We start from the raw sequence: 20,107 nt of genomic DNA, 5'->3' as shown, positions 1-20,107 counted from the left end.
ACGGCCGGAGTTTCCACCGATTTTGTGCTCCAGAGGGCCTTGCCCGGGGCCAAGGTGGATGTCAACGGCAGCGACGGACACGTCGCACCGAACCCTTCACGAACCGGACCGATCCTCAGGAGGACGTCATGACCACCCAGCCCCACCACTCCACTCCCGCCTCCGCCGAACAGCTCCAGCACGACTGGGACAACAACCCCCGCTGGGCCGGCGTCGAGCGCAGCTTCACCGCCGAGGACGTCGTCCGTCTCCGCGGCCGCATCCAGGAGGAGCACACGCTGGCCCGCCGCGGCGCCGAGAAGCTGTGGACCCAGCTGAAGGACGAGAACGCCCGCGGTGAGTTCACCAACGCCCTCGGCGCCCTCACCGGCAACCAGGCCGTCCAGCAGGTCAAGGCCGGGCTGCGCGCCATCTACCTCTCCGGCTGGCAGGTCGCCGCGGATGCCAACCTCTCCGGCCACACGTACCCGGACCAGTCCCTGTACCCGGCCAACTCCGTGCCGCAGGTGGTGCGCCGCATCAACAACGCCCTGCTGCGCGCGGACCAGATCGAGCACGCCGAGGGCGTCAGCAGCGTCGAGGACTGGCTCGTGCCGATCGTGGCCGACGCCGAGGCCGGCTTCGGCGGCCCGCTCAACGCCTACGAGCTCATGAAGTCGATGATCACCGCCGGCGCCTCCGGCGTGCACTGGGAGGACCAGCTGGCCTCCGAGAAGAAGTGCGGGCACCTCGGCGGCAAGGTGCTCATCCCCACCGGCCAGCACATCCGCACGCTCAACGCCGCCCGCCTGGCCGCCGACGTCGCCGACGTGCCCAGCGTGATCATCGCCCGCACCGACGCCGAGGCGGCCACCCTGATCACCTCGGACGTGGACGAGCGCGACGCCGAGTTCATCACCGGTGAGCGCACCGCGGAGGGCTTCTACAAGGTCCGCAACGGCGTCGAGCCCTGCATCGCCCGCGCCAAGGCCTACGCCCCGCACGCGGACCTGATCTGGATGGAGACCGGCACGCCGGACCTCGAGCTGGCCCGGAAGTTCGCCGAGGCCGTCAAGGCCGAGTTCCCGGACCAGATGCTGGCCTACAACTGCTCGCCGTCCTTCAACTGGAAGAAGAACCTCGACGACGACACCATCGCCAAGTTCCAGCGCGAGCTGGGCGCCATGGGCTACACCTTCCAGTTCATCACGCTGGCCGGCTTCCACGCCCTGAACCACTCGATGTTCGACCTGGCCAAGGGATACAACGAGCGCCAGATGTCCGCGTACGTCGAGCTGCAGGAGCGCGAGTTCGCCGACGAGGCCCGCGGCTACACCGCGACCAAGCACCAGCGCGAGGTCGGCACCGGCTACTTCGACGCCGTGTCCACCGCCATCAACCCGGACAGCTCCACGGTGGCCCTGGCGGGCTCCACGGAGTCCGGCCAGTTCCACTGATCCGCTCAGCCGAGACCGCGAGGAGGCAGTCCCATGAGCCCGCAGACCACGACCCCCACCCTGCACGAGATCCATGCCGACGACGCTCGGGAGCACACGCCCCTGCCGCATGACGTGAGCACCCAGGCCATCCCCGTCGTCATCCCCGAGGGCGCCGCCCCCGTGGTGACCGTCCACGGGCCGGTCGACGGGCGGCAGGCCGAGATCCTCACGGACGAGGCGCTGGCGTTCCTCGGCCGCCTGCACCGGCTGGCCGAGGACCGCCGCCGGCGGCTGCTCGAGGAGCGGGAGTACACCCAGCGCCGCATCACCGACGGATGGAACCCGCACTACCTGCGGTCCACCCGCCGGGTCCGCGAGGACGACTCCTGGCGTGTGGCGCCGCTGGCCCCCGGCCTGCAGGACCGCCGCGTGGAGATCACCGGCCCCGTGGATCGGAAGATGACGATCAACGCCCTCAACTCGGGCGCCTCGGGCTGGCTCGCCGACTTCGAGGACTCCTCGACGCCGTCCTGGGACCGGATGCTGGACGGGCAGGTCAACCTGTTCGACGCGATCCGCGACCAGATCGACTTCACCTCCCCCGAGGGCAAGGAGTACCGGCTGCGCGAGCGCGAGCTCACGGACCGGCCGACCATCATCGTCCGCCCGCGCGGCTGGCACCTCATCGAGGACCACATCCGTGTGGACGGCGAGCCGATGGCCGGCGCCCTCGTGGACTTCGGCCTGTACTTCTTCCACAACGCCGACGAGCTGATCCGCCGCGGCCACGGCCCGTACTTCTACCTGCCCAAGCTCGAGTCCCATCTCGAGGCGCGGCTGTGGAACTGCGTGTTCGTGGCGGCGCAGGACGAGCTGGGCATCCCCCAGGGCACCATCCGGGCCACCGTGCTGATCGAGACGATCACCGCGGCGTTCCAGATGGAGGAGATCCTGTACCAGCTGCGCAACCACGCCGCGGGCCTCAACGCCGGCCGCTGGGACTACATCTTCTCCATCATCAAGAACTTCCGGGACCGCGGGGCCGAGTTCGTCCTCCCGGACCGCTCGGAGGTGACCATGACCCAGCCGATGATGCGGGCCTACACGGAGCAGCTGGTCCGGGCCTGCCACCGGCGCGGCGCCTCGGCGATCGGCGGCATGTCCGCCGTGATCCCGGACCGCCGGAACGAGGAGGCCAACGCCGCCGCGCTGGAGAAGGTGCGCGCGGACAAGGCCCGCGAGGCCGGCGACGGCTTCGACGGCTCGTGGGTGGCGCACCCGGACCTCGTGCCGGTCGCCCGGGAGGAGTTCGACGCCGTGCTCGGCGAGGCCCCGAACCAGATCCGCACCCGCCGTCGCGAGGACGTGGAGCCGGACGAGGCCGCCCTGCTCGACGTCGCCGCGACCACGGGCTCGGTGACCGAGGCCGGCGTGCGGATGAACATCGAGGTCGGGATCCGCTACATCGAGTCCTGGCTGCGGGGGAACGGCGCCGCCGCGATCCACGGACTCATGGAGGACGCCGCCACGGCGGAGATCTCCCGGTCCCAGATCTGGCAGTGGGCCCACAACGGCACCGGTGTGCAGCTGACCGAGGGCGGCGTGCGGACCGCCAACCGCGGCTGGATGGAGCAGCTGATCCGCGAGGAGCACGCTCGGATCCTCGCCGGCCCGCTGCCCGAGGGCCACCGGTTCGAGGACGCGGTGCGCGTGTTCTGCGAGTCGGCCCTGCCGCCGGAGTACCCGGCGTTCCTCACCCTGGGCGCGTACCGCCGGCACTTCGCCGGTCAGGACGACGCCGCGGCGAAGGCCTGATCCGCCGGGCCTCACGACGACGGCCGGTCACCTCACGAGGTGACCGGCCGTCGTCGTGCCGGGTGTCAGTCCCCGGACGTGGAGGGGGACGGCGAGGCCGAGGCCGACTTCGTCGGTGACGGGCTGGCCGACGCCGAGGCGGACGCCTCCGCGGCCCGCTGGGATTCGGCGGCCTCCCGCGCGGCGCCCTGGAACGGCCGCGGCGGCTGGCCGGGGGCCACGGGGCCGGGGGCGCCCTCGGGGCGGTCGATCGTGGACTGGTTGTTCAGCAGCTCGTCGGGCACGCGGCCGGTGGGGATCTCCCGGGCCTGGGCCAGGGTCTCCTCGTCCATCTGCGCGTTCAGGAAGAACGGCGAGCTGAGCTTGATGACCTCCTGGAAGTCCCCGGCGTCCTTCAGCACGGTGTCCGCGAGGTGGTCGCGGGTCTCGGTGACGAGGGTGGTGCTCTGCGCGACCGGCGAGTTCTTCACCTGGGTGAGGCCGCCGTTGGCGTCACCGAAGCCCTCCATCGAGCCCATGGTCACGGAGACCATCTCGCTGCCGTCCTCGGAGCAGGCCCACGCGGTGCGCTGGGGCAGCAGGGGGGCGCCGTCCTGGCCGCCGACCATGCCGGGGCGCAGCAGGGCGAGCAGCCCCTTGCCGGTCTTCGGGTCGAACGTGTACTCGTCCGCCACGGCGGCGGGCTCCTCCTGGCACCACTCCAGGCGGGAGCCGTCGAGGTTGTGCTGGTAGTGGACCTGCGCCAGGGGCATGCCGGGGCTGTACTCGAAGTAGCCGTTGTAGACGCAGGTGAGGAACTCGTGGGTCTCGTCCTGCGAGGCGAACAGCTGCACGATCTCGATGTTCGAGCTGTCCGGGATGTGCGTGGCGACGGCGTCCAGGGTGCGCTGGTCCAGGACGTCGCGCGTGCAGTCCATCACGGAGACGGTGTCGTTGCGGACCGCCGCCGTGTTCTTCCAGGCCTCGGTGGCGGCGCCGTCCTTGATGCCCGGGCCGACGGTCTCGAACGCCTGACGCGGCTCGGCGCGCGGGGTGCCCTCGGCGGACTCCGACGCGAGGGCCTCACGGACGCGGGACGCCGCGGCGGACGCGGGGTCGGTGGGGCTCTCCGTGGCCGAGCCGGCTGCGGCCGAGGCCGCCGATCCGCTGGGTGCCGCGGCGGTCGACGAGGCGGGCTCACCGGACTGGCCGGCCGAGCCGCAGCCGGCCAGGGCGAGGGCGAGGGCGGCGACGCCGACGGCCAGCGGGGCACGGCGGCGGGCGGGCGCGGGGTGGGTCATGGAGGCTCCTTCGACGGCATCGGCGGCCCGGCCCCGGGAGCGTGGGGCTGCGGACGGACGCTGCGCCTACGGTACCGGACCGTCCTGGACGCGGGGACGGCGATCCGTCCGGCGTCCGGCGCCGTCGATAGACTCGGCCGCGACCGCATCGTCCGCGAGGAGAAGAGGCATCCCATGTCCGAGTCCCTGATCGGCAAGAACCTGATGGAGCCGCCGGCCACGCGCCTGCCGGAGGAGCCGGAGGTGCTGGCCCGGCTCGAGGCAGGTGACCTGCCCGAGGACATCGTGCCGGTGGCGCCCGAGTCCTCCCTGGTGTGGGCGCTCATGGCGGAGGACGCGTGGGCCGAGGGCCGGACCGTGGACTCCTATGCGTACGCCCGCGTCGGCTACCACCGGGGTCTGGACGCGCTGCGCCGGGCGGGGTGGCGCGGCGCCGGCCCGGTGCCGTACGCCCACGAGCCCAACCGCGGCTTCCTGCGCGCCCTGTACGCGCTGGGCCGCGCGGCCGCCGGGATCGGGGAGTCCGAGGAGGTCGAGCGCATCCGCACCTTCCTGCGGGACTCGGACCCCACGGCCGCAGAGCAGATCGAGGCCGGCCAGGGCCGCGCCCAGGGCTGAGCGGAGCCGTGGCCAAGCTCTACTTCCGCTACGGGGCCATGAACTCCGGCAAGTCCACGGGCCTGCTGCAGGCCGCCTTCAACTACGAGGAGCGCGGCCAGCGGGTGCTGCTGGCCAAGCCGGAGGTGGACGTGAAGGGGGAGGGCGACGTCGTCTCCCGCCTCGGTGTGACCCGCGCCGTGGACTTCCTCGTCCCGGCGGGCGCGGACGTGCGGGAGCTGTTCCGCCGGCACGCCACCGGTGACGACCCGGACGCCCTCGTGGGGCACGTGGAGGCCCCGCCCATGGCGTGTCTGCTCGTGGACGAGGCACAGTTCCTCGAGCCGGCGCAGGTGGACGACCTGCTGCGCATCGCCGTGCTCGACGGCGTCCCCGTGATCGCCTACGGACTGCGCACCGACTTCCGCACCCGCTCCTTCCCGGGCTCCGCGCGGCTGCTGGAGCTGGCGCACTCCCTCGAGGAGCTGAAGACCATCTGCCGGTGCGGCCGGAAGGCGGTGTTCAACACGCGCAAGGTCGTTGACCCGGCCACGGGCGCCGAGCACTTCGTGTTCGAGGGGGACCAGGTGGCGATCGACGGTGTCCAGGTGACCTACGAGTCCCTGTGCGGCACGTGCTACCTGGCGGAGTCCGGCGGTGCCCTGGGCTGAGGCGGCCATTGCCAGGCAACTGCCAGGCTGCGTGACGGCTGCGCCCATGCTCGGTTCGTACGGTGGAACCACTTCATCGAGGTGCGAGTGATGAAGGTGCGAGTGATGACAGGCGAAGGGCCCCGGTGATCCCGGGGCCCTTCGTCTGTCCTGCCACGTCCGGCATCGGCCGATCGGGTCAGAGCGAGACGAGCAGGAGCGTGCCGCCGAAGACGAGCCCCGACGCGAGCAGCACGACCGTGGTGTACCCCAGGATGTCGCGCATCTTCAGCCCGGCGATCGCCAGAAGGGGGATTGCCCAGAACGGTTGGATCATGTTGGTCCACTGGTCGCCGTAGGAGACGGCCATGATGGTGATGGCCGGGTCCACGCCGAGCGCGTCGCCGGCCTGGAGCATGATCGGGCCCTGCACGGCGAACTGTCCGCCGCCGGAGGGGACGAAGAAGTTCACGAGGCCCGCGGCCAGAAATGCCAGCAGGCCGAACGTCACCGGGTTCGAGATCGCCACGAAGGCGTCCGAGAGCACCGCCACCAGGCCGGTGGTCGTCATCATGCCGAGGATGCCCGCGTAGAGGGGGAACTGCAGCAGGATCTCGCCCACGTTGGACGCGGCCGACTGGGTGAGGCCGATCAGCTCGTGCGGGCTGCGCACCAGCAGCAGGATCAGCGCGAGGAAGGACCAGTTGACGATGTCCAGGGTGAGGGTGCCGCCGCCGACGAAGTGCATCACCAGATAGACCACGAGCATGGCGCCCACGAGGAGCGTGGGGACACGGGAGGCGTCGAGGCGGTCCGCCGGCGTCTCGATCTCCGGTGCGGGCACGGCGTCCTGGTCCCGCGCGTCGATCTCCAGCTCCACGATCCGGTCCCCGGCGCGCGGGGCGACGAGGAACAGGGCCAGGGCCACGACGAGCACGGTCACCACGGCGGCGGTGATGTTCCACCAGGAGAAGGTGGTCTCCGAGACCGGGACCGTCCGGCCGTCCAGGCTCTCCGTGAGGAACGAACCGGGGGTGGCGGCCGTCAGCGGGCCGGAGCCCGAGTACCCCATGTGCCACACCACGAACCCGGAGAACCCGGCGGCCACCAGCATCGGGAAGTGCAGGACCAGCCCGCGCTCACGGGCCTGCGCCGCGACCTCCTTGGCCAGCAGCGCACCGACCACCAGGCCCAGGCCCCACGTGATGAGGGAGGCCGCCGCCGCCACCACGAACACGAAGATGTAGGCGGCCAGGGGCGTGCGGGGAATGCTGGCGAGCCTGGCGAGCAGACGGCGCACCGGGCCGGTGTTCGCCAGGATGTGGCCGAGCATGAGCACGAGCGCCATCTGCGTGATGAACGCCAGCAGTCCGGACAGGCCGTCACCCCAGCCCACGACGACGTCGGCCGGCCCGGCCGGAGTGAGCAGCGAGGACCTCCTCTGTTGTGAGGCGGGCCTCGGCGCTGGAGATGGCCTAGGGCGTGTCTGAGAATGGCTCCAGGGACCCGCTGAGATCCGGGGAGCCATGTCCCGGTTGCACGTCGTCTCCGATGCCCGATCGGAGCTGATCGCCCCGCTGCTCCAGACCGCACGGGCCGGCAGGGTCGACCCTTCTCGAATGTCCACACGATGGTCGAAGCGATCATCTGCCGGTGCAGGTGCGGGACTCCGTGGCGGGATCTGCCCGAGGTCAACGGGCCCTGGCAGACCGCGTGGACCTGGCATCGACGCAGGGTGTGGGCACTGGTCTGTCCGGGGGCTGACTCGAGGACTCTTGTTCGTACCCTGTCTGTCATGGCCACCCCTCTCCTGGAGCTCGCCGCGAGTCGAGGCGTCTGCTTCCCGCTGCGAGCCCGCCGGCTGACCCTCACTCCGTTCCGGGGTCTCGATGCGCCCGCCGTGTGGAGCTTCTGCCGTCTCGAGCAGGTGTGGTCGTGGACCTCCGGCCGCCCGGAGAGTGAGAACGCGCTGCGCGAGTCCTACCTCGGGGCGGGGGACCGCCTCACCGTGCGGGCCGGAGACGTCATCGTCGGTGTCGGGAAGGTCGCGGTGCAGGACGCGTGGAGTCAGGACGGCCCGCAGGAGGAAGCCCGGGACGCCCAGGCCGAGCTCGGCTGGACGATCGATCCGCGCCAGGCCGGGCAGGGCTATGGCACCGAGCTTGCGCGAGCCCTGCTGGGCTTCGCGTTCGACGATCTGGGTGTGCGACGCGTGGAGGCTCATGCCTTCGCGGACAACGCTCCGAGTCTGCGCATCATGGAGAAGGTGGGGATGCGTCACGAGGGCACGTTCAAGGAGGAGTCTCTGCATCTCACGCCCGGCTGGGTGGATGGCGCCACCTACGCGATGCTCGCCTCGGAGTTCCATTCGCCCCTTACGCAGGAGTGATCCCGGCGGCCACGACCGCATGATCTGCCGCTCCACCGCCGAGGGCCGTGTGCCAGCAGGGGGCTGTGAGCCGGGTGGGGAATGAGCGTGAGTGGCGGTGGCGCATCGGTGTGGCACCTCCCCTGGTGGGTTCGGCTGGTGTGTTCGCGGGGCTGCGGCAGGATCTGGGACTGGGGTGGGGTTTGACGCTGGTGGCCGTCACGGCCCTCGGGGCGATGCTCGCCTTGCGAGGGGTGCATCACCGGGTCGAGGCGGAGCAGGCTCGCCGCAACGTGTTTGACGCCGGAGCCGGCTCCACCGCGTGGGTGATGCTGCTGATGGGGGCCGCGGTCATTCCGGGGCTGGTGCTGAACGCGATCGACGACGCCGGCGTCCGGGCGGTCGTGGCCGGTCTGCTCGGCGCGGTGCTCGCTGCCGCCGCCCACGGCATCCTCGCGGCGACGACGACGTTCGAGGAGCAGCCTCGGCCCGAGCCGGTCCCTCTGGACCGGCACGGGCGCTGACGTCGGGGTCATGGCCCCCCGCTCCTGAACACTGTTCAATGACTGTCCCTTATACACATCTCCGAGCCCACGAGACACGTAATAAGCTCGTATGCCGTCTTCTTCGTTTTTCCGCCTTTTTTTTTTTAGATGTTTATAAGAGACAGCGTGCTTACCGCTGAGGAGGCCGTCGCTGTGCTGGACGCCCCGGACGCGGACACGTTCCGCATCGTCGCGGCGGCCTCGCGCCTGCGCGAGAAGCACTTCGGCCGCACCGTCAAGGTCAACTACCTGGTCAGCCTCAAGACCGGCCTCTGCCCGGAGAACTGCACCTACTGCTCCCAGCGGCTCGGCACCGAGGCCGAGATCCTGCGCTACACGTGGCTCAAGCCGGAGGAGGCCGTCCGCCAGGCGGGTCTGGGCATCGCCGGCGGCGCCTCGCGCGTGTGCATGGTCGCCTCGGGCACCGGCCCCACGGACCGCGACGTCGACCGCGTGGCCGGCATGGTCGGCGACCTCAAGGCCCAGCACCCGGACGTCGAGGTGTGCGCGTGTCTCGGCTTCCTCAAGGACGGCCAGGCCGAGAAGCTCAAGGACGCCGGCGTCGACGCCTACAACCACAACCTCAACACGGCCGAGTCCCACTACGAGTCCATCTGCACCTCCCACACCTACGAGCAGCGCGTGGACACCGTGCAGCGGGCCGGCGCCGCCGGCCTGTCCTCCTGCAGTGGCCTGATCGCGGGCATGGGGGAGACGCACGAGCAGCTCGTCGAGGCCGTCCTCGCGCTCCGCGACCTGGACTCCGACTCCATCCCCGTCAACTTCCTCATGCCCTTCGACGGCACCCCGCTGCAGGGCCACCAGCAGCTCACGCCCCTCGAGTGTCTCCGGATCCTCGCCATGGTCCGCCTGGCGTGCCCGGACAAGGAGCTGCGCATCGCCGGCGGCCGCGAGATGCACCTGCGCTCCCTGCAGCCGGTCGGCCTGCAGGTGGCCAACTCGATCTTCCTCGGCGACTACCTCACCTCCGAGGGCCAGGACGCCGAGGCGGACCTGCAGATGATCGCCGACGCCGGCTTCACCGTGCTCGGCGCCGAGGAGCGTGCGCAGCAGGCCGCGGCCGACGACGGCGCCTCGGCCGGCGGCTGCTGCGGCGGCACGGACGACGCCGGCCCGTGCGGCTCCGGTGCGGCCGGAGCTGCGGAGGACGCCTGCCCCGACACGGGCGCCGAGGGCACCGTGAAGCCCGAGCTGCGCCGCCGGGGCGCGGGCACGGCCGAGCCCGCCAACGCCTGAACCCGCGCTGACCGCCGTCGTCGGGAGCGTGCTCAGCGAACGGCGCGGATCCGCCGCACCACGCACACCACGATCACCGCGAGACCGGTGAGCGCACTGACGGCCACGAGGGCGAGGCCGCCCACGATGCCGACGTCCATCGCGGTGCTCGTGCCGAGCAGGTCCATGAGCACCGGGGTCGTGGCGCCGGAGTCCGGGTGGTCGCCGCCGTCGGGGAAGATGATCGCGGCCAGCGCGAAGGACCCCCAGGAGACGCCCAGCAGCGTGTGCAGCAGGCGCCCCAGCCGGATGCCGCCCCGCTGCTCATCCTGCGGGTTCACGCGGGGCAGGAGGAACAGGCTTCCCACCAGGACCATGAGGACGAGTTCGTGGGGCAGGGCGCCGAAGACCATGTAGATGACCGTCATCCAGCCGTTCGCGCCGAAGTTGGAGCGCAGGGCGAGCGCGATCAGGGGCAGGGCGAGGAGGGCCAGCGCCCACGGCAGCACGGCCCAGGGGCGCCACGTGCCCACGCTCGGGCCCTTGCGGGTGGGGGTCGGGGAGGCGAACTCCGAGTGCTGGGTGCCGGGCGCTGCGGTGCTCATGGCGCCAGCGTAGCCAGAGGGTGGCATCCGTCACGCTGGTAGGATTCGGGGGTACGGCCTCCGTGCGCACCGCAAGGGGGCGTTTTCCATGTACGGGCCGGTCCGGGACGACCCGCGGCCCTGAGGAGAGATGCAGATGCCAGCGATCGCGATCGTCGGAGCCCAGTGGGGCGACGAGGGCAAGGGCAAGGCCACCGACCTGCTGGGCGGGCGAGTGGACTACGTCGTCAAGCCGAACGGCGGCAACAACGCCGGGCACACCGTCGTCGTCAACGGGGAGAAGTTCGAGCTCAAGCTGCTGCCCGCCGGCATCCTCTCGCCCAACGCGGTGCCGGTGATCGGCAACGGCGTGGTGGTGAACCTGGAGGCGCTGTTCGAGGAGATCGACGGGCTCGAGTCCCGCGGCCACTCGTGCGAGCACCTGAAGATCTCCGCCAACGCCCACCTCGTGGCGCCGTACCACCAGACCATGGACAAGGTGACCGAGCGGTTCCTGGGCAAGCGCGCGATCGGCACCACCGGCCGCGGCATCGGCCCCACCTACATGGACAAGGTGGCCCGCCTGGGCATCCGCGTGCAGGACATCTTCGACGAGTCGATCCTGCGCCAGAAGATCGAGGGCGCCCTGCGGCAGAAGAACGAGCTGCTGGTGAAGCTCTACAACCGCCGCGCCGTCACCGTGGACGAGATCGCCGAGTACTTCCTGGGCTACGCGGACCGCCTGCGCCCCATGGTCGTGGACTCCGTGAACCTGCTCAACGACGCCCTGGACGAGGGCAAGGTGGTGCTCATGGAGGGCGGCCAGGCCACCTACCTGGACGTGGACCACGGCACCTACCCGTTCGTGACCTCGTCCAACCCGACCGCCGGCGGCGCGGCCGTGGGCGCGGGCATCGGCCCCACCCGCTTCTCCCGGACCATCGGCATCGTGAAGGCCTACACCACGCGCGTCGGCGCCGGCCCGTTCCCCACGGAGCTCTTCGACGAGATGGGCGAGCAGCTGCGCACCACCGGCGGCGAGTTCGGCGTGAACACCGGCCGCCCGCGGCGCACCGGCTGGTACGACGCCGTCATGGCCCACTACGCCGCGCGGATCAACGGCTTCACGGACTACTTCCTCACCAAGCTGGACGTGCTCACCGGCATCGAGAAGATCCCGGTGTGCGTGGCCTACGAGGTGGACGGCGTGCGCCACGACCGCATGCCCATGACCCAGACCGAGTTCCATCACGCGAAGCCGGTGTACGAGCACTTCGACGGGTGGACCGAGGACATCTCCGGTGCCCGCGCGTTCACCGACCTGCCGCTGAACGCCCAGCGCTACGTGGAGGCCCTCGAGAAGCTCTCCGGGTGCCGGATCTCCGCGATCGGCGTGGGCCCGGGCCGCGACCAGGTGGTCCAGGTCCGCGACCTCATCGAGGACTGACCCGGCCCGCCGCCCCGCCCCGGGCCCGCCCTCGCCTGCACTTTCGAACGTGAAAGAGGGCGAATGGGCGCTTTCGAACGTGAGATAGGCCCTATCTCACGTTCGAAAGCGCCCGGGGGTCCGCCGGTCAGTCGGCCAGGCGGCCCGTCGTCGGGAAGCGGTCCCACACGCGGTGCGCGGGCAGGAGCTGCTTCAGCGCCGCCACGGCGGCCGCGCCGTCCGCCGCGGACTCGACGCCCTTGCCGGACACCTGGGCGGCCGCGAGGACGGCCTCCGCCGGCTCGAGGGCGAGGATCGCCTTGGAGTGGCGCCACATCTCCTGCAGCACCTTGACGACGCGCGGGTCCACCGCCTCGGAGGCGGCGGCGCCGGCCTTCTCATCCAGGCCGGGGACGGCGTCTGCGGCGGGGGCCGCCGGCGAGGCCACGACCACGGCATCCAGCTCGATGGACGCGGCGGTCAGGTAGGTCCGCTGGGCCACGATCTCCCCGGCCACGGGGCCGCCCTTCGGTGCGATGACCAGCGGGACCATGCCCGCACCGTGGATGCCCTGCACGAGGGCGTCCAGCTCCTTCTCGTCCACGGACTCGCCCACCACGACGCCGACCTGACGGCCGTCGAGCGGCCACGCCCCGCCGATCTGGGACAGCACGGGGGAGGGCTGCACGTCGGCCGGGGTCTCGGTCGGCGCGGGGACGGGGATGCCCAGGCCGTCCGCGACCTGCTGGGCCAGTCGCGTGTCGATCGCGGCGAGGTGGGCCAGCTGGCGCTCTCGGATGGTCTGCTCGTAGCACTTGCCCAGCTCGAACGTGTACGCCTGCGCCACGTGCTCGCGCTCCACCTCGGAGAGGGAGAGGAAGAACAGGCGCGCCTGCGAGAAGTGGTCGTCGAAGGACGCGGCGTGCGCGCGCTCCTTCACCGAGGCCGGCAGCGGCTCCGGGTGCTCGATGAACGCGTGGTCGTCCGCGGGGGTCTCGTACGGCAGGCCGCCGTCGAGCGAGTTGGGCCGGTACGGCGCCACGCCGCGATGCACGGCGCTCTGGTGGAAGCCGTCACGCAGCATGTCGTTGACCGGGGCGTGCGGGCGGTTGATCGGCAGCTGGTTCCAGTTCGGCCCGCCGAGGCGGGTGAGCTGCGTGTCCAGGTAGGAGAAGAGGCGGCCCTGCAGGAGCGGGTCGTTGGTGACGTCGATGCCGGGCACGAGGTTGGCCGGGTTGAAGGCCACCTGCTCCGTCTCCGCGAAGTAGTTGGACGGGTTGGCGTTCAGCGTCATGCGGCCGAGGGGCTGCACGGGGGCGAGCTCCTCCGGGACCAGCTTCGTGGGGTCGAGCAGGTCGATGCCCTCGAACATCTGCTCCTCGTTGTCCTCGAACACCTGCACGCCGAGCTCCCACTCGGGGAAGGCGCCGGCCTCGATCGCGTCGGCGAGGTCACGCCGGTGGAAGTCCGGGTCCATGCCGTTGGTGAGCAGCGCCTCCTCCCAGGTCACGGAGTGCACGCCGAGCATCGGCTTCCAGTGGAACTTGACCAGCACGGTGGAGCCGTCCGCCGCGATCAGGCGGTAGGTGTGGACGCCGAAGCCCTCCATCATGCGGTAGGAGCGCGGGATGCCGCGGTCGGACATGTTCCACAGGGTGTGGTGCTGGGCCTCGGTGTGCAGGGACACGAAGTCCCAGAACGTGTCGTGCGCGGACTGCGCCTGCGGGATCTCGCGGTCCGGGTGCGGCTTCACCGAGTGCACCACGTCCGGGAACTTGATGGCGTCCTGCACGAAGAACACGGGGATGTTGTTGCCCACCAGGTCCCACGTGCCCTCGTCCGTGTAGAACTTGGTGGCGAAGCCGCGGGTGTCGCGGGCCAGGTCCATGGAGCCGCGGGAGCCGGCCACGGTGGAGAAGCGGACGAACACCTCCGTCTCCTTGTCCTTGGCGAAGAGTCCGGCCCGGCTGATCTTCGCGGCGGTGCCGTAGCCGCGGAACACGCCGTGGGCGCCGGCGCCGCGGGCGTGGACCACGCGCTCGGGGATGCGCTCGTGGTCGAAGTGGCTGAGCTTCTCCCGCAGGTGGTGGTCCTGCAGCAGGGTGGGGCCGCGGCGGCCGGCCTTGAGCGAGTGGTCCGAGTCCTGCAGGCGCACACCGTGCGCGGTGGTCAGGTACGGGCAGCCCTGCGCGGCGGTCGCGGGGTCGGCGCCGGTGTCCTGGCCGGTGGGGGAGACCTGTGCCGGACCGCGCTGGTCCGGGGCCGGGACGGCCACGGGCTGGTCCGGGTGGGTGAGGGCGGTGTGCTCCTCGAGGTCGGGGGTGATCGGCCCCGGCGTGCCGGGGATGTCGGGCTGCTGGGTGGTCATCGCGTCTGCTCCTGTGGTGTCGACGTGCCGCGCGGTGCCGCGCGGATCGGGGGCGGAGGACGACGGCGGCCGATGCGGGCCGACGTCGTGCCCGGTCCCCAGCGTGGCGGCTGGCCCCAGCGCTGACCAGGGCTGACGGCCACCGGCAGGGGCCTGGCTACCCTGGGGGCATGAGGATCAGCGTCGGACAGTTCGGGCCCGTGGGCGACGTCGAGGAGAACCTGGCCGTGATGGCCCGCCTCGCCGCCCGCGCCGCGGGCGAGGGGGCGGACCTCCTGGTGCTGCCCGAGGAGGCCATGCTCGGGGCCCGCGAGGTGGGGGAGGAGTTCCCCGACGCCGTCGCCGCGGCCTGGGAGCCGTTCGCCGCGGGCCTGGCGGCGCTGGCGCGTGAGCACGGGATCGCCGTCGTCGCGGGCGGCTACGAGCCGGGACCGGACCGGCGTCCCTACAACACGCTGCTGGCGGTGGGCGCGGACGGCGCCCGGCTGGGCGCGTACCGCAAGCTCCACCTCTACGACGCGTTCGCGCACCGCGAGTCGGACCGGATCACCCCCGGCGACGGCGGCGTCGCGGCGATCGAGCTCGGCGGGCTCCGCCTGGGCCTGCTCACCTGCTACGACCTGCGCTTCCCCGAGCTGTCCCGGCGTCTGGCGGTGGAGGGCGCGGACGTGCTCGTGATCCCCGCGGCGTGGTTCTCCGGCGAGCACAAGGTGGACCACTGGCGCACCCTGCTCAAGGCCCGCGCGGTGGAGAACACGGTGTGGGTGGCCGCGGCCGACACGTGCTCGGACGGCACCGTGGGCCACTCGATGATCGTGGACCCGCTGGCGCTGCCCGTCGCCGAGCTCGCCGACGAGCGGGAGGCCGTGGTGACCGCGGAGGTCACCCGCGAGCGGATCGACGAGGTCCGGGAGTTCCTCCCCTCGCTCGCCAACCGCCGCACCGACGTCCTCTGAGCCGCCCCCCGCCCGGCGGACGGGTCACCATTACCCCCTCGGGCTGGGAAAAGCCTAAAATCACGTCAGACGTGCAACCAGACGGGCGCCCCGGCGCTCGGAACGCGCCCCGCCCGGGGCGGGACGGGAGATCAGAGATGACCATCAACGCCGACGGCAGCCACGCCGTCCAGCCCCACGCCGCGAACGCCCACACCGCCCCGGCCCGCCCCGTGCGCCACGCCGTGGTGGAGGAGGAGGTGCTCGAGCCGCTGGGCCCGGTGGAGGGCTGGGGCTTCACCAACCGCGTCATCCTCGTCTCGGTGCTCGTCGTGATCATCGGCAACGTCGTGCGCGTGCTCACCGGCGACCTGGGTGATCCGAACGGCTCCGTGGCGCTGGGCGAGACCGGCCACGGCTGGGTCGTGCTGGTGCAGTCGTTCATGTTCGGCCTGGTGGGCGGCGCCCTGGCGGGCGCGGCCGGCTACCTGGTCGTGCTGCTGATGGGCGGGGCTGCCCGCTCCGTCGTGCGCTACGTGGTCGGTGGCGTGGTCGGCGGCTTCCTCGGTGCCGTGGGCCTGTTCGCGGTGTTCTCCAACACCGTCCTCTACGGGGCGGGCCTGCACCTGTTCTGGATGCTGCCGGTGGCGGGCCTGCTCGGCGGCCTCTGGGCGGGCGTCGTCTCCTCCCGCCGCTGATCCCCGCAACCGGCGCCTCGGGCGCCGGCCGCAGAGAAAGGCCCCGGTTCCGGCTCTCGCCGGGCCCGGGGCCTTCTCCGTCATCACTCGCACCTTCGATGAGGTGGCTTCAGCCTACGAACTCGCCTTGGGCTTTCCAGGGGAGTCGGCTGGGCGTTCCCTGGGAGTGTCGGCCGCCCCGAGCAGGTGCGCGAGCTCGCCGGTGGCGGCGACGAGGGCCGCCCCGCACCGGTCCGCCAGCTCGTCCGTGCAGCGGTAGGCCGGCACGAGCGTGCTGAGCGCACCGACCACCGTGCCCGCCACGCTGATGGGGGCGGACAGCGAGGTGACGTCCTTCTCCACGGAACGGGTGCGCAGCGTGTAGTCCCCCGCGGCCACGCTGCCGCGCAGGGCGTCGCCCACGGCCGTGCCCGCCAGGGGGACGGTGCGTCCGACCCAGTTCGTGTGGCGGACGGAGTGCGTGCCCTCCACGATCGCCAGGTAGACGGCGGAGTCCGGAGGGGTCGTCACCGAGAGGTAGACGGATTCGCCCGTGGCGGCCACGACGTGGTCCATCGGCCCGCGGGCCAGCTGCACGAGCGAGTCTCGGGAGAAGGCCCGCGCCCCGAGCTGGATGAGGCGCACGCCGGGGCGGTAGGCGCCGTCGTCGTCGCGGGCCACGAAGCCGGATCCCTCGAGGCTGCGCAGCAGGCGCAGCGCCGTGGACGCCGGCAGCTCCGTGGCGCGGGCGGCCTCGGTCAGGCTCAGCCGGGGCTGCTCGGTGACGGCGGCGAGCAGGTCCAGGGCCCGGTCCACGGTGCGCGTCGAGGCGGTGGGGGTGGTGGTCATGAGAGGGAGCGTAACGGGTGCGGGACACGCGGATCGGGCTTGCGCGTGAGCCGAGTCACTGTTTCAATGTTCGGAAAGTGCATGCCGAGCCGTGAAATCACCGGGGCTACCCGTCCCGGCGGCGCACGCACCCCGTCGAGAGGAACTGCCATGGCCGAGGGCTTCACCCAGCACGACCCGTCCCGCACCATCCGCGCCCCGCGCGGCACCGAGCTCTCCGCCAAGTCCTGGCAGACCGAGGCCCCGCTGCGGATGCTCATGAACAACCTGGACCCCGAGGTCGCCGAGCGTCCCGAGGACCTCGTCGTCTACGGCGGCACCGGCCGCGCGGCCCGCTCCTGGGAGGCCTACGACGCCATCGTCGCCACCCTCAAGGACCTCGAGGAGGACGAGACCCTCCTGGTGCAGTCCGGCAAGCCGGTGGGCGTGTTCCGCACCAACAAGTGGGCCCCGCGCGTGCTGATCGCCAACTCCAACCTGGTGGGCGACTGGGCCACGTGGCCGGAGTTCCGCAAGCTCGAGGCCGAGGGCCTCATGATGTACGGCCAGATGACCGCCGGCTCCTGGATCTACATCGCCACCCAGGGCATCCTGCAGGGCACCTACGAGACCTTCGCCGCGATCGGCCGCAAGCGCTACGACGGCTCCCTCAAGGGCACCCTCACCCTCACCGGCGGCTGCGGCGGCATGGGCGGCGCCCAGCCCCTGGCCGTCACCCTCAACGGGGGCGTCTGCCTGATCGTGGACGTCTCGGAGGACCGCCTGCGCCGCCGCATGGGCAAGCGCTACCTGGACGAGGTGGAGACGGACATCGACAAGGCCGTCGAGCGCGTCATGCAGGCCAAGCGCGACGGCGAGGCCGTCTCCGTGGGCCTCGTGGGCAACGCCGCCGAGGTGTTCCCCGAGCTGCTCGAGCGCCAGAAGGCCGGCACCGTCGAGATCGACATCGTCACCGACCAGACCTCCGCGCACGACCCGCTGTCCTACCTGCCGATCGAGATCGACGAGAAGGACTGGCACGCCGAGGCCGAGGCCGACCCGGACACCTTCACCAAGAAGGCCCAGGAGTCCATGGCCCGCCAGGTCGAGGCCATGGTCGGCTTCCAGGACATCGGCGCCGAGGTGTTCGACTACGGCAACTCCATCCGCGACGAGGCCCGCAAGGCCGGCTACTCCCGCGCGTTCGAGTTCCCGGGCTTCGTCCCGGCCTACATCCGCCCGCTGTTCTGCGAGGGCCTCGGCCCCTTCCGCTGGGCCGCGCTCTCCGGCGACCCGGAGGACATCCGCGTGACCGACGAGGCCCTGAAGGAGCTGTTCCCCGAGAACGAGCACCTGCACCGCTGGCTCGACGGCGCCGCCGAGTTCGTGGAGTTCGAGGGCCTGCCGGCCCGCATCTGCTGGCTGGGCTACGGCGAGCGCCACAAGGCCGGCCTGCTCTTCAACCAGCTCGTGGCCGAGGGCAAGGTCAAGGCGCCGATCGTGATCGGCCGCGACCACCTCGACTCGGGCTCCGTGGCCTCCCCGTACCGCGAGACCGAGTCCATGCTGGACGGCTCCGACGCGATCGCCGACTGGCCGCTGCTGAACGCGCTGACCGCTACCTCCTCGGGTGCCACCTGGGTGTCGATCCACCACGGCGGCGGCGTCGGCATCGGCCGGTCCATCCACGCCGGCCAGGTGGGCGTGGCCGACGGCACCGAGCTGGCCGCGGCCAAGCTCGAGGCGCTGCTCACCAACGACCCGGGCATGGGCGTCATCCGCCACGTCGACGCCGGCTACTCCCGCGCCGCCGAGGTGGCGAAGGAGCGCGGCGTCCGTGTGCCCATGGAGGCCACGATCCGGGACTGACCCCGGTCACGTCGTCGGACGACGACGGTGCCGCCGCGCCGTCGCCGTCCGACGACTTCACCGCCGCGAGCCGGACGGGCATCCGCTCGTCCGGCTCGCGATCGAAAGGACACCACGATGGACTCGTCCCGCCCCGCAGACCACGAGCTGCACACCGACACCACCGCGATGGCCGCGATCGAGGCCGACGCGCCCCGCCCGCCGGCGCGCTGGCGCATGATCGTCTACTCGGCGATCGGCATCGTCATGTTCTTCGTGCCCATCACGATCAACGGGGCGAGCTCCATCCCGCTGGACCACCTGGTGACCTGGGTGCGCGGGCTGCTCGGCCCGGCCGACCGCTGGGTGGGCCTGGCCATCATCGCCGCAGGCGCCGTGTACCCGTTCGCCTCGGGTCGCTGGCGGACCAGCACCACGCGGGCGGTGTTCGCGTTCCTCGCCGTGCTCGGCCTGGTCGCCTCGGCGATGGTCGTGTTCGGCGTGGGCCCGAGCTGGATCCTGGACAAGAGCATCGGTCCGTTCCTGATGGACAAGCTCGTGGTGCCCGTGGGCCTGATCGTGCCCATCGGCGGCGTCTTCCTGGCCCTCGTGATCGGCTACGGCCTCATGGAGTTCGTGGGCGTCTACCTGCGCCCGGCCATGCGGCCGATCTGGCGCGTGCCCGGCCGCGCCGCCGTCGACGCCGTGGCCTCCTTCGTGGGCTCCTACGCCCTGGGCCTGCTGCTGACGAACCGCATGTACACCGGGGGCCGCTACACGGCCCGTGAGGCGGCGATCATCGCCGTCGGGTTCTCCACGGTGTCCGCGACCTTCATGGTGATCGTGGCCAAGACGCTGGGCCTGATGGACATCTGGCTCTGGTACTTCTTCGGCACCCTCGCGGTGACGTTCGCGGTCACCGCCATCACGGTGCGCATCCCGCCGCTGAGCCGCATCCCGGACGAGTGCTACCCGGGCGTCACCCACTCGCCCGAGCAGGCCGTCACCCGGGACCGCTTCCGCGTGGCCCGTCGCGCCGCCGAGCAGACCCTCGCCGAGGCCCCGTCCCTGCCGAAGAACATCTGGGTCAACTTCCGGGATGGACTCGTGATGGTGCTCCAGATCCTGCCGTCCATCATGTCCGTGGGCCTGATCGCCCTGGTCCTGGCCACGTACACGCCCGTGTTCGAGTGGATCGGCGTGATCTTCTACCCGCTGTTCTGGGCGCTCGGCTACTCCGACCCCGGCCTGCTGGCCTCGGCCTCCGCCACCTCGATCGCCGAGATGTTCATCCCGGCCACGATGGCGGCCGGTCACGAGGACCTCGTCGCCCGGTTCGTGATCGGCGTCGTCTGCGTCTCCGCGATCATCTTCTTCTCCGCGGTGGTTCCTGCCATCCTGGCCACGGACATCCCCGTGAAGATGTGGCACCTCCTGGTGATCTGGGTCGAGCGCGTGGCGCTCACCATCGTGCTGGCCACGCCGCTGGCCCACCTGGTGGCCGCGCTCACCTGAGGCCCGCCCCACCGGCC

At 71.5% G+C, this 20,107-nt stretch carries 16 protein-coding genes and 2 pseudogenes; 13 read left to right on the top strand and 5 right to left on the bottom strand.

What is annotated here, in order from left to right; genetic code table 11:
- The first annotated feature begins 128 nt into the window (after positions 1-128).
- Together aceA and aceB are read left to right on the top strand one after the other, a co-directional pair.
- Positions 129-1,436, top strand: a complete 1,308-nt coding sequence (gene aceA / locus J1M38_RS03840; RefSeq protein WP_012750705.1) for an isocitrate lyase — start codon at positions 129-131, stop codon at positions 1,434-1,436.
- Positions 1,437-1,469: 33 nt separating this feature from the next.
- On the top strand, positions 1,470-3,233 hold the full coding sequence (gene aceB / locus J1M38_RS03835) for a malate synthase A (RefSeq protein WP_158184795.1): 1,764 nt from the start codon (positions 1,470-1,472) through the stop codon (positions 3,231-3,233).
- A gap of 65 nt (positions 3,234-3,298) precedes the next feature.
- Here aceB and J1M38_RS03830 read toward each other — a convergent pair whose 3' ends face one another.
- Positions 3,299-4,513: a hypothetical protein gene (locus J1M38_RS03830; RefSeq protein WP_036341081.1), complete on the bottom strand. Its 1,215-nt coding sequence runs from the start codon at positions 4,511-4,513 to the stop codon at positions 3,299-3,301.
- Positions 4,514-4,687: 174 nt separating this feature from the next.
- Between J1M38_RS03830 and J1M38_RS03825 the strand changes: the two genes are divergently transcribed.
- Together J1M38_RS03825 and J1M38_RS03820 are read left to right on the top strand one after the other, a co-directional pair.
- The gene (locus J1M38_RS03825; RefSeq protein ID WP_012750707.1) at positions 4,688-5,131 is read left to right on the top strand and encodes a DUF3151 domain-containing protein; all 444 of its coding nucleotides are present in this window, start codon (positions 4,688-4,690) and stop codon (positions 5,129-5,131) included.
- A gap of 8 nt (positions 5,132-5,139) precedes the next feature.
- Entirely contained in the window at positions 5,140-5,781 is a 642-nt protein-coding gene (locus tag J1M38_RS03820) for a thymidine kinase (RefSeq protein ID WP_063189666.1), read from the top strand.
- Positions 5,782-5,959: 178 nt separating this feature from the next.
- Here J1M38_RS03820 and J1M38_RS03815 read toward each other — a convergent pair.
- A pseudogene (locus J1M38_RS03815) lies at positions 5,960-7,186 on the bottom strand (short-chain fatty acid transporter); the annotation flags it as partial.
- 100 nt (positions 7,187-7,286) lie between these two features.
- Here J1M38_RS03815 and J1M38_RS03810 point away from each other — a divergent pair.
- From J1M38_RS03810 to bioB, 4 genes and pseudogenes are all read left to right on the top strand, one after another.
- A pseudogene (locus J1M38_RS03810) lies at positions 7,287-7,492 on the top strand (transposase); the annotation flags it as partial.
- A 63-nt stretch (positions 7,493-7,555) separates the two neighbouring features.
- The gene (locus J1M38_RS03805) at positions 7,556-8,149 is read left to right on the top strand and encodes a GNAT family N-acetyltransferase (protein WP_205805016.1); all 594 of its coding nucleotides are present in this window, start codon (positions 7,556-7,558) and stop codon (positions 8,147-8,149) included.
- A 140-nt stretch (positions 8,150-8,289) separates the two neighbouring features.
- On the top strand, positions 8,290-8,652 hold the full coding sequence (locus tag J1M38_RS03800; protein WP_241246464.1) for a hypothetical protein: 363 nt from the start codon (positions 8,290-8,292) through the stop codon (positions 8,650-8,652).
- A gap of 147 nt (positions 8,653-8,799) precedes the next feature.
- The gene (gene bioB, locus J1M38_RS03795; RefSeq protein ID WP_342356203.1) at positions 8,800-9,930 is read left to right on the top strand and encodes a biotin synthase BioB; all 1,131 of its coding nucleotides are present in this window, start codon (positions 8,800-8,802) and stop codon (positions 9,928-9,930) included.
- 32 nt (positions 9,931-9,962) lie between these two features.
- Here bioB and J1M38_RS03790 read toward each other — a convergent pair whose 3' ends face one another.
- On the bottom strand, positions 9,963-10,514 hold the full coding sequence (locus tag J1M38_RS03790; RefSeq protein WP_206481426.1) for a hypothetical protein: 552 nt from the start codon (positions 10,512-10,514) through the stop codon (positions 9,963-9,965).
- 136 nt (positions 10,515-10,650) lie between these two features.
- On the opposite strand from J1M38_RS03790, the gene J1M38_RS03785 reads away from it, so the two are divergent.
- Positions 10,651-11,940, top strand: coding sequence for an adenylosuccinate synthase (locus tag J1M38_RS03785; protein ID WP_069941931.1), 1,290 nt, complete (start codon positions 10,651-10,653; stop codon positions 11,938-11,940).
- Between the two features lie 127 nt (positions 11,941-12,067).
- Here J1M38_RS03785 and J1M38_RS03780 read toward each other — a convergent pair whose 3' ends face one another.
- Entirely contained in the window at positions 12,068-14,287 is a 2,220-nt protein-coding gene (locus J1M38_RS03780) for a catalase (protein ID WP_206481427.1), read from the bottom strand.
- A 170-nt stretch (positions 14,288-14,457) separates the two neighbouring features.
- Here J1M38_RS03780 and J1M38_RS03775 point away from each other — a divergent pair, with 170 nt between their 5' ends.
- Positions 14,458-15,243 (top strand): carbon-nitrogen hydrolase family protein, encoded by a 786-nt coding sequence (locus tag J1M38_RS03775; RefSeq protein ID WP_036315777.1) that lies wholly within the window; start codon positions 14,458-14,460, stop codon positions 15,241-15,243.
- Between the two features lie 137 nt (positions 15,244-15,380).
- The gene (locus J1M38_RS03770; protein ID WP_036315779.1) at positions 15,381-15,920 is read left to right on the top strand and encodes a hypothetical protein; all 540 of its coding nucleotides are present in this window, start codon (positions 15,381-15,383) and stop codon (positions 15,918-15,920) included.
- A 114-nt stretch (positions 15,921-16,034) separates the two neighbouring features.
- Here J1M38_RS03770 and J1M38_RS03765 read toward each other — a convergent pair whose 3' ends face one another.
- Complete coding sequence (locus tag J1M38_RS03765) at positions 16,035-16,748, bottom strand: IclR family transcriptional regulator (protein ID WP_041104426.1); 714 nt, start codon at positions 16,746-16,748, stop codon at positions 16,035-16,037.
- 150 nt (positions 16,749-16,898) lie between these two features.
- On the opposite strand from J1M38_RS03765, the gene hutU reads away from it, so the two are divergent.
- Positions 16,899-18,596, top strand: coding sequence for a urocanate hydratase (gene hutU / locus J1M38_RS03760; protein ID WP_148408375.1), 1,698 nt, complete (start codon positions 16,899-16,901; stop codon positions 18,594-18,596).
- Between the two features lie 117 nt (positions 18,597-18,713).
- Entirely contained in the window at positions 18,714-20,090 is a 1,377-nt protein-coding gene (locus J1M38_RS03755) for a YjiH family protein (protein WP_082836645.1), read from the top strand.
- Positions 20,091-20,107: the final 17 nt, after the last annotated feature.

The sequence above is a fragment of the Micrococcus sp. KRD070 genome, assembly GCF_017168435.1.
GTDB classification, from domain to species: Bacteria; Actinomycetota; Actinomycetes; order Actinomycetales; family Micrococcaceae; genus Micrococcus; species Micrococcus luteus.
The sequence above is the reverse complement of the archived record's forward strand: the minus strand, read 5'-3'. Positions and strand labels throughout refer to the sequence as shown.

Excerpts from the sequence above, each read along its gene's own strand:
- J1M38_RS03785 (WP_069941931.1), top strand. The coding sequence starts at position 10,651 with ATGCCAGCGATCGCGATCGTCGGAGCCCAGTGGGGCGACGAGGGCAAG.
- J1M38_RS03790 (WP_206481426.1), bottom strand. The coding sequence starts at position 10,514 with ATGAGCACCGCAGCGCCCGGCACCCAGCACTCGGAGTTCGCCTCCCCG.
- J1M38_RS03805 (WP_205805016.1), top strand. The coding sequence starts at position 7,556 with ATGGCCACCCCTCTCCTGGAGCTCGCCGCGAGTCGAGGCGTCTGCTTC.
- J1M38_RS03775 (WP_036315777.1), top strand. The coding sequence starts at position 14,458 with ATGAGGATCAGCGTCGGACAGTTCGGGCCCGTGGGCGACGTCGAGGAG.
- J1M38_RS03770 (WP_036315779.1), top strand. The coding sequence starts at position 15,381 with ATGACCATCAACGCCGACGGCAGCCACGCCGTCCAGCCCCACGCCGCG.
- aceB (WP_158184795.1), top strand. The coding sequence starts at position 1,470 with ATGAGCCCGCAGACCACGACCCCCACCCTGCACGAGATCCATGCCGAC.
- J1M38_RS03755 (WP_082836645.1), top strand. The coding sequence starts at position 18,714 with ATGGACTCGTCCCGCCCCGCAGACCACGAGCTGCACACCGACACCACC.
- hutU (WP_148408375.1), top strand. The coding sequence starts at position 16,899 with ATGGCCGAGGGCTTCACCCAGCACGACCCGTCCCGCACCATCCGCGCC.
- J1M38_RS03825 (WP_012750707.1), top strand. The coding sequence starts at position 4,688 with ATGTCCGAGTCCCTGATCGGCAAGAACCTGATGGAGCCGCCGGCCACG.
- J1M38_RS03830 (WP_036341081.1), bottom strand. The coding sequence starts at position 4,513 with ATGACCCACCCCGCGCCCGCCCGCCGCCGTGCCCCGCTGGCCGTCGGC.
- J1M38_RS03765 (WP_041104426.1), bottom strand. The coding sequence starts at position 16,748 with ATGACCACCACCCCCACCGCCTCGACGCGCACCGTGGACCGGGCCCTG.
- J1M38_RS03780 (WP_206481427.1), bottom strand. The coding sequence starts at position 14,287 with ATGACCACCCAGCAGCCCGACATCCCCGGCACGCCGGGGCCGATCACC.
- aceA (WP_012750705.1), top strand. The coding sequence starts at position 129 with ATGACCACCCAGCCCCACCACTCCACTCCCGCCTCCGCCGAACAGCTC.